The organism is Candidatus Manganitrophus morganii (genome assembly GCA_021651055.1).
Lineage (GTDB): Bacteria > Nitrospirota > Nitrospiria > SBBL01 > Manganitrophaceae > Manganitrophus > Manganitrophus morganii.
The window spans coordinates 863,144-878,671 of the sequence record JAJHOH010000001.1; the positions used below are offsets into that span (position 1 = coordinate 863,144).

The 15,528-nt window shown below is 58.0% G+C and carries 19 protein-coding genes; 12 read left to right on the forward strand and 7 right to left on the reverse strand.

All coding sequences use genetic code 11. The annotated features are described in order from the left end of the window. The first annotated feature begins 3 nt into the window (after nt 1-3). From MCM46_03910 to MCM46_03920, 3 genes are read left to right on the forward strand one after another with little or no spacing between them, the layout of a single operon-like run. A complete protein-coding gene (locus MCM46_03910) occupies nt 4-939 on the forward strand; it encodes an alpha-E domain-containing protein (protein ID MCG3110950.1) in 936 nt (311 codons plus the stop codon). Next, on the forward strand, nt 930-1,733 hold the full coding sequence (locus MCM46_03915) for a transglutaminase family protein (protein MCG3110951.1): 804 nt from the start codon (nt 930-932) through the stop codon (nt 1,731-1,733). Before MCM46_03910 ends, MCM46_03915 begins: the two co-directional genes overlap by 10 nt. Before the next feature lie 25 nt (nt 1,734-1,758). Further along, nucleotides 1,759-2,505 (forward strand): peptidase, encoded by a 747-nt coding sequence (locus MCM46_03920; protein ID MCG3110952.1) that lies wholly within the window; start codon nt 1,759-1,761, stop codon nt 2,503-2,505. A 5-nt stretch (nt 2,506-2,510) separates the two neighbouring features. Here MCM46_03920 and MCM46_03925 read toward each other — a convergent pair whose 3' ends face one another. The 4 genes from MCM46_03925 to MCM46_03940 form a co-directional block, all read right to left on the reverse strand. Then, nucleotides 2,511-2,930 carry a hypothetical protein gene (locus MCM46_03925; GenBank protein MCG3110953.1) on the reverse strand — a complete coding sequence of 140 codons (420 nt, stop codon included), beginning with the start codon at nt 2,928-2,930 and terminating at the stop codon, nt 2,511-2,513. Between the two features lie 220 nt (nt 2,931-3,150). After that, complete coding sequence (locus MCM46_03930) at nt 3,151-4,137, reverse strand: aldo/keto reductase (protein ID MCG3110954.1); 987 nt, start codon at nt 4,135-4,137, stop codon at nt 3,151-3,153. A 96-nt stretch (nt 4,138-4,233) separates the two neighbouring features. After that, nucleotides 4,234-5,265, reverse strand: a complete 1,032-nt coding sequence (locus MCM46_03935; protein MCG3110955.1) for an alpha/beta hydrolase — start codon at nt 5,263-5,265, stop codon at nt 4,234-4,236. Between the two features lie 161 nt (nt 5,266-5,426). Beyond that, nucleotides 5,427-5,870, reverse strand: coding sequence for a cyclic nucleotide-binding domain-containing protein (locus MCM46_03940; GenBank protein MCG3110956.1), 444 nt, complete (start codon nt 5,868-5,870; stop codon nt 5,427-5,429). Nucleotides 5,871-6,103: 233 nt separating this feature from the next. Between MCM46_03940 and MCM46_03945 the strand changes: the two genes are divergently transcribed. From MCM46_03945 to MCM46_03970, 6 genes are all read left to right on the forward strand, one after another. Continuing rightward, nucleotides 6,104-7,729 carry a hypothetical protein gene (locus tag MCM46_03945; protein MCG3110957.1) on the forward strand — a complete coding sequence of 542 codons (1,626 nt, stop codon included), beginning with the start codon at nt 6,104-6,106 and terminating at the stop codon, nt 7,727-7,729. A 149-nt stretch (nt 7,730-7,878) separates the two neighbouring features. After that, nucleotides 7,879-8,121: a hypothetical protein gene (locus tag MCM46_03950; GenBank protein ID MCG3110958.1), complete on the forward strand. Its 243-nt coding sequence runs from the start codon at nt 7,879-7,881 to the stop codon at nt 8,119-8,121. A 6-nt stretch (nt 8,122-8,127) separates the two neighbouring features. Next, entirely contained in the window at nt 8,128-8,475 is a 348-nt protein-coding gene (locus MCM46_03955) for a hypothetical protein (protein ID MCG3110959.1), read from the forward strand. A 54-nt stretch (nt 8,476-8,529) separates the two neighbouring features. After that, the gene (locus tag MCM46_03960) at nt 8,530-9,549 is read left to right on the forward strand and encodes an acetylserotonin O-methyltransferase (GenBank protein ID MCG3110960.1); all 1,020 of its coding nucleotides are present in this window, start codon (nt 8,530-8,532) and stop codon (nt 9,547-9,549) included. 143 nt (nt 9,550-9,692) lie between these two features. Beyond that, entirely contained in the window at nt 9,693-10,655 is a 963-nt protein-coding gene (locus tag MCM46_03965; protein MCG3110961.1) for a dienelactone hydrolase family protein, read from the forward strand. Nucleotides 10,656-10,687: 32 nt separating this feature from the next. Next, nucleotides 10,688-11,098 carry a VOC family protein gene (locus MCM46_03970; GenBank protein MCG3110962.1) on the forward strand — a complete coding sequence of 137 codons (411 nt, stop codon included), beginning with the start codon at nt 10,688-10,690 and terminating at the stop codon, nt 11,096-11,098. Between the two features lie 9 nt (nt 11,099-11,107). Here MCM46_03970 and MCM46_03975 read toward each other — a convergent pair whose 3' ends face one another. Together MCM46_03975 and MCM46_03980 are read right to left on the reverse strand one after the other, a co-directional pair. Beyond that, nucleotides 11,108-11,518, reverse strand: a complete 411-nt coding sequence (locus MCM46_03975; GenBank protein ID MCG3110963.1) for a hypothetical protein — start codon at nt 11,516-11,518, stop codon at nt 11,108-11,110. Nucleotides 11,519-11,635: 117 nt separating this feature from the next. After that, nucleotides 11,636-12,283: an outer membrane beta-barrel protein gene (locus MCM46_03980; protein MCG3110964.1), complete on the reverse strand. Its 648-nt coding sequence runs from the start codon at nt 12,281-12,283 to the stop codon at nt 11,636-11,638. A 209-nt stretch (nt 12,284-12,492) separates the two neighbouring features. Here MCM46_03980 and MCM46_03985 point away from each other — a divergent pair, with 209 nt between their 5' ends. Continuing rightward, nucleotides 12,493-12,801: a PilZ domain-containing protein gene (locus MCM46_03985; GenBank protein ID MCG3110965.1), complete on the forward strand. Its 309-nt coding sequence runs from the start codon at nt 12,493-12,495 to the stop codon at nt 12,799-12,801. 7 nt (nt 12,802-12,808) lie between these two features. Here MCM46_03985 and MCM46_03990 read toward each other — a convergent pair whose 3' ends face one another. After that, nucleotides 12,809-14,068, reverse strand: a complete 1,260-nt coding sequence (locus MCM46_03990; protein ID MCG3110966.1) for an outer membrane protein transport protein — start codon at nt 14,066-14,068, stop codon at nt 12,809-12,811. Between the two features lie 237 nt (nt 14,069-14,305). On the opposite strand from MCM46_03990, the gene MCM46_03995 reads away from it, so the two are divergent. Beyond that, complete coding sequence (locus MCM46_03995; GenBank protein MCG3110967.1) at nt 14,306-14,743, forward strand: hypothetical protein; 438 nt, start codon at nt 14,306-14,308, stop codon at nt 14,741-14,743. Between the two features lie 238 nt (nt 14,744-14,981). Beyond that, nucleotides 14,982-15,389: a hypothetical protein gene (locus MCM46_04000; GenBank protein MCG3110968.1), complete on the forward strand. Its 408-nt coding sequence runs from the start codon at nt 14,982-14,984 to the stop codon at nt 15,387-15,389. Nucleotides 15,390-15,528: the final 139 nt, after the last annotated feature.

A 15,528-nucleotide genomic window follows, 5' to 3' on the forward strand; every position in this document is an offset into this window, starting at 1 on the left:
AATATGCTTCTGCGGGTCGCCGACCACCTTTACTGGATGGGACGCTACATCGAGCGGATGGAGAACACCGCGCGCGCCATCGAGGTCACCTATCAGGCCTCGCTTCTGCCAGTCGCGCTCTCCGCCGACCGGGAATGGGAAGGCCTTCTTGCCATGGTCGGCCAGCGGGAAGATTTTTTTGCGCGTTACGGTTCTCCTTCCGCCGCGAAGGTTCTCCGCTTCATGAGCATCGACCTGGAGAATCCGGTGAGCCTTCTTTCTTCTCTGCGGGCGGCGCGGGAAAACGGCCGCTCCGTCAACGGGAACCTTTCTCCCGAAATGTGGGAGAGCTTAAACGCGACCTGGCTCGATCTCAGAGAGGTCGATGAGGATCGCCTTCTCTCCGCGGGGGTGATCCCTTTCCTGGAACGGGTCAAAGAAGGGACGTATCTCCTCCGCGGTATTCTCCACAGCACCCTCAGTCAGGAGGAGGTGCTCCGCCCAATCGATTTGGGAACCTTCCTCGAACGGGCCGATCACACCATACGCATCCTCCGGGCCCGGTACGCCTGCCTGCTCCAGCAGGGAAAACGGGAGGCCGACTATTATTCATGGCTTGCGATCCTCCGGTCGGTCGGCGCGGCCGCGGCCTACCGGCGCCTCTATCGAGATCTGATCACCCCCGGCCGGGTGGCCGAACTTCTGATTCTACGGGAGGAGATTCCCTGCTCTCTTCACGCCTGCATGGACCGAGTCAACGATCTTCTCCGGCCGCTTTCCGGCGGGATCGGCCCCGAAGCGGTGCGGCTTGCCGCAGATCTTCACTTTCTGCTTCACGACGGACGGATCCGAAAGACCCTCCAATATCACCTGCACGATTATCTGATCGATTTTACCGGCGCGCTCGGCAGGCTGAGCGCAAAAATAGGCGAGGGATTTCGGGGAGAGGCATGCGCCTGAAGGTAAAGCATCAGACCGTGTATCGCTACAGCGCACCGGTCCAGCGCAGCGTTCAGACGCTTCGTCTGACCCCCCGATCAAACCGGCGGCAGCAGATCCTGAAATGGCGCCTCGACCTTCCGGCTGCCGCATCGGAATATGTGGATGCCTTCGGGAATCTCACACAGTTGTTGACCGTCGAAGAGCCCCACGAAGAGATCCGGATCGGGGTTGAAGGAGTCGTCGAGATGTCGGAGGTGCCCGGCCCCGACCGGGGCGAAACACTCTCCCCGCCTATTTTTCTAAGGGAGACCGCGCTGACGGCGACCGATCCGCGCCTCCGCCATTTTTCAGAGGAAGACCGAGATCGGACGGCCTCGGATCCGGTCGCCGCCCTTCACTCCCTTGCGGGACGGATTCGGGCCGCCGTCCGGTATGTAAAGGGAACCACCACGGTCCAAACCACGGCGGCCGAAGTTTTATCGCAGGGAAGCGGCGTCTGCCAGGATCACAGCCATCTCTTCATCGCCTGCTGCCGTATCCTCGGCATTCCGGCGCGTTATATCAGCGGTTATCTTTACACCGGCACCGAAGCGAATCCGGAGCTCGCCATGCACGCCTGGGCGGAAGCGTGGGTCGACCGGATCGGCTGGCTGAGTTTTGACGTTTCCAACGGAAGCCCGGCGGAAGCCGCGCATCTCCGCCTCGCCGTCGGGCGGGATTATCTCGACGCCTGCCCGGTGCGCGGCGTTCGATTCGGCGGCGGCGACGAGACCATGAACGTCCAGGTTCAAGTCATGAGCGCGCAACAATAGCCCTTTACATTTAAATGGAGACCCGATGACGTATTGTGTTGGAATGTTGCTCGATTCGGGAGTGGTTTTCGCCTCCGACTCCCGGACCAATGCCGGTGTCGATCATATCGCCACCTTCCGGAAGATGACCGTCTATGAAAAACAGGGAGACCGGCTGCTGGTGTTAATGGCCGCAGGGAATCTGTCGATCACGCAGGGGGTGATCAATCTTTTGGACGAAGATCCTTCCGCGGAGATCGGCGAGACGATCTGGAATGTGCCGTCGCTGTTCGCCGCGGCGCGGCTGGTCGGAAGCGCTTTACGGAAGATCTATGAAATTGACGGCGGCTATCTGAAGCAGCATGGGGAGGAGTTCATCGCGTCGATCATCTTGGGGGGACAGATTCGCGGCGAGCAGCCGCGTTTGTTCAATATCTACGCGGCCGGGAATTTCATCGAGGCGACGGCGGAAACCCCTTACTTCCAGATCGGAGAGAGTAAATACGGAAAACCGATTCTCGATCGCCTCATCACCCGGAGCAGTACTTTGGACGAAGGGGCCAAGTGCGCCCTTCTCTCCTTCGATTCCACGATTCGAAGCAATATCTCCGTCGGTCTTCCGATCGATCTGCTCTGCTACGAGCGCGACCGTCTGCGGGTCGACGTCCGCCGGAGCATCGATCAGCAAGATCCCTACTTTCGCGAAATCAAAAGGCAGTGGGCGGAGGGGCTTCGGGAAACCTTCGCGCGTCTTCCCGATCCTTGCTGGGGGGAAAAACTCGACCCGATCTAGTCCATTCACTCTTCGGGCGAGCGGTTCGCGCCGGCCACCGGCGCCTCCGCACCCGTGATGCTTCGAAGCTTCAGTTCCACCCCCTCGGCCGAGAAGGAGAGAACCAGCTCCCCATGCTCATCGGCATTCTCGAAGCGCTCCGAAGTGGAATTCTGATGAAACCGAAGCGCTTCCCCTTCCCGCTCCGGCGGCGTCTCGCCCTTTCCGGACTCAAATTGGAGGACATCGTCGAGGCCGGCCCCGGCCTCGGGGTCCTCTGATCCGACCGCCGGGGCGCGATCGGAATCGAGATCCGGCTCCGATTGAACCGGTCTGACCGGATGAACAGCTTTCTCCTCCTCCGCCGCCCTGGCTGGAGAAAGCGGGAAAAGGAGTGTTCCCATCATCCAGATTCCGATCAGAACCGAGCTGGCCCGACGTTTCATCTCTCTCACCTCACAGTATATGAATCCCGGAAAGCAGATACCCTAACTTCATCTTATCAACGTTTGAGCCCGATAACGATCCCCCAAAAGGGGTAATCCGAAAGGAGTACTCGTCTGCCGTACTGCGTTACTTAGGAAGAGATTGGGGCAGGGAGTATGATATCGTCTTGCACACTGGAGAAGCCGTTATCTCGGCGCCCGGGTCCTCTGAAAATGCCCTTTATAGATTCACCGCCCGCATTCCCTGCTCGGGATAACGCTCCCCCCACGTGCCGCCGTGCGGGGCCGCTTCATTAATCGAAAGAAGATCTTCCAAAGTCATCTCGATATTGAGCGCCGCGATATTTTCCTCCAGATGGGATCGCTTGCGGGTCCCGGGGATGGGTACGATCTCATTCCACTGCGCCAACAGCCACGCCAGCGCCAGCTGCGAAGGGGTCACCCCTTTTTCAACAGCCAGCTCCTCGATCCGCCGGACGAGGTCGAGGTTGCGCTTGAAGTTCTCTCCCTGAAAGCGGGGCGAGAGGCGCCGGAAATCCCCTTCCTCCAGATCTTCAAAGCGCTTGATCCTTCCGCTCAGGAACCCGCGGCCAAGAGGACTATAAGCGACAAAACCGATCCCAAGCGCGTGGCAGGTCGGAAGGATCTCGTCTTCCGGATCGCGGGTCCAAAGAGAATATTCGGTCTGCAGCGCCGCGATCGGGTGAACGGTCTGCGCCCGGCGGATCGTGCTCGGGGCCGCCTCAGACAGCCCCAGATAACGGACCTTCCCTTCACGGACCAGTACCGCCATCGCGCCGACGGTCTCTTCAATCGGCGTCTCCGGGTCAACCCGATGCTGATAATAAAGATCGATCACCTCCACGTTCAGCCGCCGCAGGCTCGCTTCACACGCCGACCGGACATAGTCCGGCCGACCGTTCACTCCGAGGAAGCTTCCGTTCGGGCCCCGCACATTCCCAAACTTGGTGGCAATGATGACTTGATCGCGCCGTCCCGCAATCGCCTTCCCGATCAAGGTTTCATTGTGTCCTACTCCATACATGTCGGCGGTGTCGAGAAAGTTAATCCCGAGATCAAGCGCCCGGTGAATCGTCCCGATCGATTCTTGATCATCCTTCTGCCCATAGAATTCGGACATTCCCATGCAGCCAAGGCCGATGGCCGATACGGTCAGACCCTCTCTCCCCAATGGTCGCTTTTGCATGCCAAGCTCCTTCTCATGGCTGAAAGCAATGATCCTGCTTAGTCGGTTAGATCGATGCTTCATGAAGATCGAAGCAATGGAAAGTCTCTTGAAGGTTCAACCCTGTTTGGCCGCCTCAATGACTTCTTGAATCGCATGAAGAACCAGATCGGGTTGCTGCGCAATAATTCGATGGCCGCTTTTCTCCGCAATGATCTGCTTCCCCTTCAAAGAACGCTGTGCCAGGGCGGCCTGTTGCGCCTGCCAGATCGGTTCGATCTCCTGCAATAATTCAGGATCGCCACGCGGTCCGAGCAGGTCGCCGGTGAGGCCGTGGGTCAGGACGCAAAGCGGCAGATCGGGCCGGAGCGGCGGTGCCTCGCGCAGATCGGCTTCGCTTCTCTCGAGACTCTTCAGAAAGCATCGCGCCGCATCCCAGGCGGCGGCACGATAGGTCAGCACCGAGCGGATGCTCCCCTCGTCCAGCGGCAGCTTTTTTAGACTGAAAGGATCAAGCAGATGGAGAACTCCTAAGCGGGCGAAAATTTGTCCAAGGGAGACCATCTTCATTACGTGCGCGCTGGCGCGCGGCAACCGCGCAAGCACCTCCCCATCCAGGGCGTCGATCAGCACCAGCCCGACCACCTCCTCCGGGTACGTTCGCGCGAAGAACTCAATGATCAGTCCCCCGGCGGATCCGCCCACGAGGACATAAGGAGGTTCGATTTCTGCGCACCGGAGCAGCGTCCTTAAATCTTCCACGAGCGCACGAACGCTGCGCGGTGCATCGCAGGGATCGCTCCATCCCATCCCCGCCCGATCGTAGGTGCAAGCGCGGGTCGTTTTCGAAATCTCCGACTGGATCGCGAGATAATCGACCGAGCAGCCGAATCCGGCCGCCTCCAGAAGCACCGTCGGCTTTCCTTCTCCCATCACACGGAGGTGAAGACGGCGTCCCCCTACATCGATCAGTCTGCCGGGGGCCGGATAACGTCGGGCATTGTTTGCGCTCACCCTTGCTTGATAGGCAACCCCCGCCAGAATGGGGACCAGACCCCACATGGCCATTTTTCCCCAACCGGTCAGAGCGCGACGCAGGCTCTCACCGTCGGGACGAATCCGATTCAATTGCCCCCACAAGAGCTTCATCCATCCTTCTTCAAAGGGAGGATGACGAAAGGGGATCGAATGATCGAGAGATTTCACATTCATGGTTAAATTATAGGCAGGCGGGGGCAAGCCAATCAAGAGGAAGGAAGAACAAGATCAGGTTGTGCGGGAAACGACCTCTTGCTTTTTGGATGGGAAGTTTAGAACCCCCGGAGCTCTTGGACAGTGGTCCGGAGCCTCCGGCAAATGGTCTTGAGAAGGTTGATCATCACGGCGGGATGAGAGGTCATCTTCTCTCGGAGAATGTGCGCGTCAAGGTAGATGCATTCGGCTTCTCCGGCGGCAATCACGTTGCTTGTCCGCGGGGTTTCCTCGATCAGCGACATCTCCCCGAAGACATCGTTTGCGGAAAGGGCGCCGACGATTCGTTTTTCCGAACCGACCTTGACCGAGACATCGGCTTTCCCGGAAATCAGGATGTAGAGACCCTTTCCCGGAGATCCCTCTCGGACGATGACATCGCCCTTTTTATATGAGATCCGGCTCGACCAGATCGCGATATCGGAGAGGTCTTTTTCGGAGAGCGAGGAGAAAAAAGAAACCGACCGGAGAAAACGCACCCGCTCCTGAATGTCCGGCTTCATCGAAGATCCTCCATCTGTAAAAAAGCTCCGTGGAAACCACCCGAAGTATACCATATCGTCCCGCCCCAAAAGAGTTCGACAGGTCGATCATTCGATTGGTTTCCCTCTCCGAGAAGAAGGACTGCTCTATACTCCCCCTTGATTATCTCCACGGACCCTGCTTATACTTCACTCCATTACCCCTGCATCTTAACCCTTCAGCAGTCACTTCGATCGGAAAGGAGAAAACAACGATGAAATACGGAACACTTTTGCTTCTGGCGTTGCTCTGGGCGGCTCCCTCCCTCGCGAAGGAGGCGGAACCCGCCTCGGTTCCTCTCTACGACAACCTCGGAAAACATCACCACAAGATCACCACGAAATCTCCTCAAGCCCAGCGTTATTTCGACCAGGGCTTGCGGCTCACCTACGCCTTCAATCATGAGGAGGCGATCGTCTCCTTCATGGAAGGGGCGCGGATCGATCCCGACTGCGCCATGTGTTATTGGGGGGCGGCGCTGGCGATGGGGCCGAACATCAATCTGCCGATGGAGCCGAAGACCGAGCCTTCGGCCCACGAGCTGGTTCAGAATGCGGTCGCCCTTGCCCCGAAAGTCTCGGAAGCCGAGCGGGCTTACATCAACGCCCTCTCGAAGCGTTACGCCGCCGAGCCGGGAGAGAGCCGCACGGCGCGCGATCAGGCCTACGCCGGCGCGATGCGCGAGGTCGCCCAAAAATATCCGAAAGATACCGACGCCGCGACCCTCTTCGCCGAGGCGCTGATGGACTTGCAGCCGTGGGACTATTGGACTTACGAGGGGGAGGCGAAAGGAAATACCAAAGAGATCGTTGAAACGCTCGAGACGGTGCTCGATAAAAACAAGAATCATCCCGGCGCTTGCCACTACTACATTCACACCGTCGAGGCCTCCTTCGAGCCGGAACGCGCCCTCCCCTGCGCCAAGCGCCTCGCCAAGCTGATGCCGGGGGCGGGACATCTGGTCCACATGCCGGCCCATGTCTACATCCGGGTCGGGATGTACAAAGAGGCCGAGGAGGCCAACGTCCACGCCATCCACGCCGATGAGAACTTTATCCAGGACCGGAAAGCGCAAGGTTTCTACACGATGGCCTACTACCCGCACAACATTCACTTTCTCTACGCGGCGGCGGCGATGGCCGGAAGGAGTGAAGTGGCGATTCAAGCGGCGCGGAATCTGGTGGAGAAGGTCCCCGATGAATTGGTGCGGGGGGTCCCGCCGCTCGAGATGTTCAAGCCGACCGCCTATTTCGCCCTGACCCGGTTCGGAAAGTGGGAAGAGATTTTGAAGGAGCCGGCTCCGGCGGCCGAATTTAAATACACCACCGGCATCTGGCACTACGCCCGCGGGCGCGCCCTCGCGGCGACCGGAAAAATGGAAGAAGCCCAAGCGGAGCTCGATTCATTGGCGAAGCTGGCCGAAGAGGTCGGCCCCGACCTGATCATCAGCATCAACTCGGGCAAGGCGCTCCTCCAGATCGCAACCAAAGTCCTCTCCGGAGAGATCGCCGCCGGTGAGGGCCGGACCGACGACGCGGTTAAGGCGCTCAACGAAGCGGTCGAGATCGAGGACCGCCTCGTCTACGAGGAGCCGCCCCCCTGGTATCAGCCGGTCCGCCAGAATCTCGGCGCGGTCTTTCTGGCGGCGGAGCGCCCGGAAGAGGCCGAGCAGGTTTATCTGGAAGATCTGAAGCGAAATCCGAACAACGGCTGGTCGTTCTACGGCCTCATGAAAAGCCGCAAAGCCCAAGGGAAAAAGAAGGAAGCGGCGTCGGCGAAGAAACGTTTCGAAAAAGCGTGGGAGCGGGCCGACGTCAAACTCACCGCCTCGCGATTCTAATAGCATCTCTTCCCAAGACAGACCGCCGCCGGGTCGCCGGCGACCCTGGCGGCGGATCTTTTTTATCCCCGCACAACCTCTTCCGTCTTGATCTTTGTCGAAAGAATCGTTAGGATAGCAGCCGGAACAGATTCCGAAAGGTCATCAGCATGGAAATCTTTGAACCCTATCCGGCGTTTCGGTGGATCGTGGCGCTCCTCTTCGCCGGCTATCTTCTATACGACCTGATCGAACTGAGGGCCTGGTACCGCGCGCTCCCGCGGATGGTCCAACGGATCGTCTTCTTAAAGCTTCTTCAACTTCGTTCCCGCGCATTGAAGGTGGAACTGTCACTGATCGTGATCCTCTTTTTTGTTCAGGGCTGGCTCACGGTCCTTTTGTTGAAAGGGTAATCGTCGATGGCATGGCAAGTCTGGATCAATATCGGAAAGGTCCTCAGCCCTTTTGTAACCGCGCGGATGGCGGAAAGGGTCCGGGAGAAAACCGACCTTTACATCGATCGGAAGCGGAATGAATTTGTCTCCCACGCCCGCACCGAGGCGGACCGATTCGCGGCGGAGCAGATGCTCTTGATCGAAGCGAAGGTCGACGCCAAGATCGATGAGATCGAGCGGCGGTTCGACGCATTGATCGAAAAAGAAATCCGCACCAAACTCCGCATCTTGATCCTCACCCTCGCCGCCGTCATCCTGATGAGCCTTCTCTCGCTGGGATACCTTTATTTAAAACGGAGGATGGGGCTGTGAGGAATATTCGCGGAATGAGGAATTCGGAATGAAAAACAAACGGAGCGACACCCCTTGATCCGAACCTACGAAGAACTCCTCCGCACCGCCGACGCCTTCACCGATTCCCGCACACTGATCGCCGGGGTGGAGCTCGACCTCTTTACCCATATCGGGAAGAAACCGGCGACGGCGAAGGAGATCGCCCGCAGGGCGGATGCCTCCCCGGAAGGGGTGGAATTCCTCCTCAACGCCCTGACCGGGATGGGCCTCCTCGCCAAGTCGGGCGAACGCTATCGTAACACCCCCCTTAGCCGAACCTACCTCGACACCGCCAGCATCCAATCGATCACCAATTTCATCTGGCTCGCCGGCCAGCATTGGGACGACTGGATCGGTCTGGCCGACGCCGTCCGAAAGGGCCGCCGGCCGAAGAAACGTCCTCCGCCCGACAATCCGGCCTTCCGCAAACATTTTTCCAAAGCCCTTCATGAGCGAAGCTTCTACCTTGCCCCGAAGATCCTCCGCCCCATCGACCTGCGCGGCGCCCGGACCCTTCTCGACCTCGGGGGGGGGGCCGGCTCGTACGCTTTCGCCCTGCTGGTCAAATATCCCGAACTTCACGCCACCATCTTCGACCGCCCGGCGGCGGTCAAAGTCGCCCTTGCCGAAGCAAAGCGCGCAGACCTCTCGGAACAGGTCGACGTCATCGGAGGGGATCTCTTCAGCGACGACTACGGCGGGCCGTATGACGTGATCTTCTACTCCAATGTGGTCCACATCTACTCCCCCGAAGAAAACCGCCGGGTTTTGAAGAAAATCAAAAAGGCCTTAAAACCGGGCGGCCGGCTCATCATCGTCGAATATTTTCTCGACAAAGACCAGGCCCATCCCCCCGACGTCTCCTCCTTCAACCTGATGATGCTTCTCTTCACCGAACGCGGCCGCTGCTACACCTGGCAGGAGGCGACGGCCTGGCTGAAGCGCGCCGGCTTTTCACGCTTCCGCCGGACGCGGGTCGATGGGAAGATCGGAATTCTGGAGGCGACCTTGAAAACCGCTCGGAGAAAAAAACCTTCCCCTCAGCGTCGGTAGGCTGCCCCAACCGTTCAACACACATTAAATAGTTGTAAACCGCGCTCCCGCTATTTTAGAATAAAGTGTCGTCTTTGATGGGCATTTCATCGCTCGCCCTGAACCGCCCGCCCGCTGTGTAAGTCCTCAATGAGGACCGGCTTATGAACCGGCTGAATCAGGCCATTCTCTTTTTGCTTCTCTTTTTATCGATGGCCGCCTGTATCGAGTACCCCAACAGACATAGAGAGACCCCCGGCGTGAGAACCAATCCGATCTTCTCCCTCCAAGATCCCGGTCCGCCCTACCAGGCGATTCAGCGGACCGTTTTTCATCAGGACGACGGTTACCTCGTTGAAGAAGTTCACCTCGGCGCCATGACGGTCCGCGTCTGGCAGCCGGAGGGGGATGGACCCTTTCCGGCGATCCTCCTGCTCCCCGGCATCTGGGGCGACCGCATCATTTCAGGTTTTGCGCAAGAGCTCGTCAAAAAGGGATTCATTTGTTTGCAGTTCAGCAGCCAGCGCTACCTGACCGGCCTCCGCAGCGCCGCTGTGAGGCTCGACACCCTCGCGGAGCTGATCCGGCTGCAAGTGGCGGAGGCGGCGCAGCTTGTCGATTGGCTCTCTCGCCAGCCCTCCGTCGATGCAAAACGGATCGGCCTCCTTGGCATCAGTCTCGGCGCGATTGTCGGCACCCTTCTTACGGAAGCCAACGGTCAGATCGAAGCGGCGGCCTATCTCCTCGGCGGGGGAAATCTTCCCGAGATCATGGCCTCCCCACAAGGATATGTCAAAGGAAGAATTCGGGACCGGATCATGCTCGCGAACGGGTGGAGCGCCGAGGAATTCAAACGGGAAGCGATCACCGCGCTGAAACCGGTCGACCCGCTCACCTATGCAGGGCGGCTCGACCCGGAGCGGATCTTGATGGTCAATGGCCGCTTCGACAAGGTGATCCCTCATTCGAACGCCCGAGAACTTTGGAAGGCATTGGGACAGCCCGACTGGATCGTCCTCCCCGCCGGACACTACACCGCTTCATTTTTCGACCGCTACATTCGGTACCGGGTCGCCCGGCATTTTCTGGAAAAATTGACTCCGCAGCAGTCCTTAACTCAAAAATGATTCCGCCACCGCACTGAAATAAGGAGATCGAGATGAGCGTGCATGTCTACGGCTTGGGTCACATTGCAATCGAAGTGGATGACTTGGAGAAGGGGATCGCTTTCTACCAGGATGTCTTCAATCTCGAAAAACTCGATGATGGGGAGGGTGACGCTTTTTTCAAGCTCGGCGAGCATCAGTTCTTGGCCATGTTCGAGGTCGACGAGGTAAAGCCCGACCGGACGCGGCATTTTGCCCTCATCGTGCGGGACGACAAACAGGTGACGGAAGTCCGCGAAAAAGTCGGTAAAAAATATGGGCTCAAGCTAGAACCGCGGTTCCGTTGCGACTTCCGCGATCCGTTCGGCAACCGGATTCAGGTGATTGATTTGCACGACGAGTCGATGGTGTGGCTGCTGCCGTATCAAGAAGTACAGAAGACGGGGATCACATTTTCCGATTAAAGTTTCCCTTCAAACCCCCGCCCCTTTCAACACCGTGAACCGATACTCCAGCACGTTACTTTTACGCCCCGCGTGATCTTGCACGAAGACCTCGAAGCGGTGGGTCTGCCTGGCCGCCCGAGGCGGGACCCCGCTGTGCCCGATGTAGATCCCATCCCCCTTCTTCACATCCCCTTCCAGGCCGTCGTCTCGAAGAGGGATGTCGAGCTCTTCACGTCCCTCCCTCACCTGATGAAGCAGCGGAACAATACCGCCCTGGCTCGCGATCCGAAGCGAGATCGTGTAGATGCTCCCGGCGGGGCCGGACGCGGGAGAGATATCGAGATCGGAAATAACAGGGCTGGGAGGCTCCAGGATGGAAACGGGGGATAGATGCAGCGCCATCAGAGGGATAAAGATCGAGGCCATCAGCTTGAGCATCACCCTTCTCCGCGGAACAAATCAAGTCCGAAGCGCGACCCGGCAGGCAGGAAACCACGGCATGATACTGCGATGCGGAGAGAAAGTCAATTTTGGGATGAAGAAACAGAACCGGTTCTACATCAAATACCGAACGCCCACCGAAATCGGCATTGCGCGGAACGACTCCCCCGCTGCGTCGGGAATACCGTGATCCTCATATTTTATCTCGAAGAAGAGGAGAACATTCGTGTAGGTGAGGACATCAGCTCCGACGCCGAAGGAGAAGGCGAACTTCCGGCTCCGATCGGCGATCGGTTCGGCGTTGAAGTCCGCCCCGTTGAATTGGGTGAAGCCGACATCGGCTCGCAGGTAGGGATCGATGCCGGCCGCCTCTTGTGGAAGGGCCGGACCGAAAAGATATCCCTTCACCCCTAGATAAACCGAGAGCAGCTCCTGATCGTTAAACCGCCCGTTGACGGTCCCCGCGGGGGTCTCCAGCGAAATCTCTTTCGCCCGGTAGAGATGGTAGGCCCCTCCAACGTAGACGGCGACGCGACGGGTGGCGCGATAGCTCAATTCGAGCGCCCCCACGGAGCCCTCCTCATAGAGGTCCGACCAATCCAATCCCGGCTCTTCCTCTCCGATCGGGAGACTGTACCGAAAAGCGGCCGAGAGATCGAACTTCTTCCGTCCCTCCTCTTCCGCCAGGGCCGGTCCGGAAAGGAGGAAAAAAGAGAGAACCGCGCCGATGACCGCTTTCCACACCCTCCGATTTCGAATCATCCTAGCACGCGCTCCCTGTCCCGTATGTACCCTGAATGAACCGCAAAACAAATTCATCATAAACGAAACAACAGGACGAATGCAATTTCTGCAGAATGAAAACGCGGAGTAATTTCGTCCACTTTTACCTTGACGCCTTAGGGAACATTTGCTAATCTTCTTCCCGTCCATCCCCTATCTGGATTCACCTTTAGTGTAGGAAGGCCGCCATGGCGGATGACCAGCGCGCATCAAAACGGGTCCCCTTCATTACAGATATCGACATTGTCGGTGTTGGGAAGCGGCGCACCACGGACCTGAGCGTCGGCGGGATGTACATCGAAATGGTGGCCGATTTTCAGACCGGAGCCGAATTCGAGCTTCGCTTCAAACTGGCCGACGCCGACCCGGACGAAATCCGCGTCCGCGCCCGCGTCCTCTACATCCATCCCGGCATCGGCGCCGGCGTCTCGTTCCTCAATCTCTCCGCCCAAAACGAAGAAAAAATCCGAAAGTGGATCAACCGGGGTTCGAATTAACCGACCCTCAGAAAAGAACGCTGCCGGAGACAAAAAAGGTCAGCACCTGGGATTTCACGTCAAAGTGCTCTCCGGTGGTTGCATCTTTGGTCTTTCCCTTCCCCAGCGCGTAGCGCATCCCCACATCGAACGTAGAAAGTTCATCGATGTAGCCGGCGCCGAGGGTAGCCCCGTACGAATCGACCCGGTCATCCTGCACCGTTGGACGATCATTCAGACGGGGCGCGGCGCTTCGATTCGTATAGAGGCCGAACCGGATCGGGAATTTCGGCCGGATCACCTCTTCAAACCCGAACGCCGCATTCCAAACCGGGCGGATGTCGATCTGCCTCGATGAAACAGAATAACCGGCGGAACCATAGTAGGAGAGATCAAAGGAGAATGTCCGGCCTAAGGACGGATGAAGCGCCAGACCGAGGGTGGCGCCGGGCGGGCGCCGGGCCGACTGGCTTGTTTCGCTTTGTGAAAAACTGTTCGTAAAAATACCGGATGTCGCGTCAAACGAATATTCCTGATTGTCCGTTTTGACCGTCTGGCTCAGAGGAACCGGCGCACGCAGGAGCAGGCCGACCGCGTAGCGTTCGGAAGGCTTTGCTAAAAAACCGATCTGCCCCAGCAGACCGTGCGTCGTCGTGCTTGTCCGGCTGAACTGCCCTACCTGGCTCTGCCCGCTCGCTCCACCGAAAAAGAGGGTCGTCTCTCGAAGGGCTTCACCATACCAATAATAGAGGGTTGCACCGACCATCAAGGTCGGCGTGATCCGGTACGCCAGCGACGGGCCGATGAGATAAACACGGTCTTTGATTCTGGAATCAATCAATCCGACATCGAAGAACTGGCCCGGCAACAGTTCCACATTTCTGAAGTTCGTCGTTGAGATCACATCAAGGTTGCTCGGGACGATTGCGGAAAAAGCAAGCCGATACTCCCCCAACGACTGGACGACCGACCAGGCGGAAGGATAAAATGCGTTCGATCGGAAGGTGAGATCCTGCCCGAAGAGGCGCTTTTCAAGGGTGTACGTCTGGATATCGAGGCCGTTGGCGGAGATCGACATGCTGGGGGTCGTGATCTGGCCCAGCCCCGCCGGGTTGAAGTAGGCCGCGGACCCGTCTTCCGCGACGCCGGTGTAGGCCCCGCCCATCTGGGCGCTCCGTCCGCCGATCATCACATCAGAATAGGTATATACGCCGGCCATCGCCGGAGAAACAAACCCGAAGATTAAAACCGCAAGCCAAACGGCTAACGCCTTCCAAACCGTCCCCATTCCGACCTCCCTCAATCAAAAACAAGGTGAAAGACAAGGGAGAGCATGATCTCCCTCCGACATAAAATATTCCTTTTAAGTGTACTCGATTTTAGAATAATGTCAGCTTCTCGGGGAAAAGGGTCAAGACCAAGGAACACCGTTGACACCCTCCCCCCGTCCATGGCAGACTATCGATCAGCTTTTCATCAGAAATCGTCATGAATATTGAATCGTTGCTTAGACGGAGGGAAACCGATGAACCACTTTCGAGCGAATTTTAGATGGATTGTCATCCTCATGATCGGCGCCATCGGGTGGATGGTGTCCGAATCGGCCGCCGACACCGCACCGGGGACCGCGGCCAGTCCGGCGGAAGTCGAAAAGTATGTGAAGGCGCGGATCGATCTGGGGGAATCGATGCGGGATTATTTCCGCCAACGGGGGGCGCCGCGATTCGGCGATCCGGAGGGAGGGGGCCCCTCGATGGAAGAATTGCAAAAAATGGAAGAGGAGATCAATGCGGAGGTGGCGAAGGTGCTCGCCAAACATGATCTCACGATCGCAGAGTACCAGAAGCGAAGCCCGGAGGTCTTTGCGGACAAAGAAGCGGTCAGCCGGTTTTTATCCGAGCACCCCGACCTGAAGCAACGCTACGATGCCCTGCCGCCGAGCCCGATGCGGCGAGGGAGATAGCGCACTTAAATCCATATTCCCCAATTCAAAACAAATCAGCTCAGGATGCAGACAACGCCCACTCGTCGGTGGGCGTTGTCGTTTCTCAGACTTCAAACCTATCCGATTGAAGATCTGTGCATTCCGGCGCCCCACACCTTCTTTGGCCCTCTCTTGACCCGCCTTCGCCTCAAACATTACCATGGATGTATAGGGTATTTGCGACGGGGGGAGGTTTCAACCTCAGAGGAGCAACGTCGTGATGAAGAAAATGCACGGGATTTGGATTTTGGTATTTGTGATGGGGATCTTTTTTATTCAGGCCGATCTAGGATGGGGTGAAAAACCCTCGGAAAAGAAAAATTCCCCGGCGGCCTCCGAAGAAAAACCGAAAAGCGGGGACCGGCAAGAAATGGCGGCCGAGTGTCCGCCCGGATTAAGCGGGGAATTGCCGTCGAGCCGGGACCAGGCGGCGGGGTTGGATGGGACAGCGAATCTCGGCCGACGAGATCAAGCGGTGGGGAATGACAGTCCGCTCACCAAAAATTCCAATGAAGAGATCGACGCCGAACACGTTCCCTGCCCGCCGGCCAGCAGCGACAAAGGGGGGGCCGAGGCGGGGAAAAACGGCAACGGCTCGAAACAACCCGACAACAACTCAAAATAGAAACGCTGCAAAACAATAAAAATAAATAGAGGCCGGTGCATCTTGCACCGGCCTCGCTATTGAACACCCAATCTTCATTTGAAGTCGTGCTTGCACTCTTGAGGGAAATAAGTTAATTTGCAAGGGACACGTCTTTAAG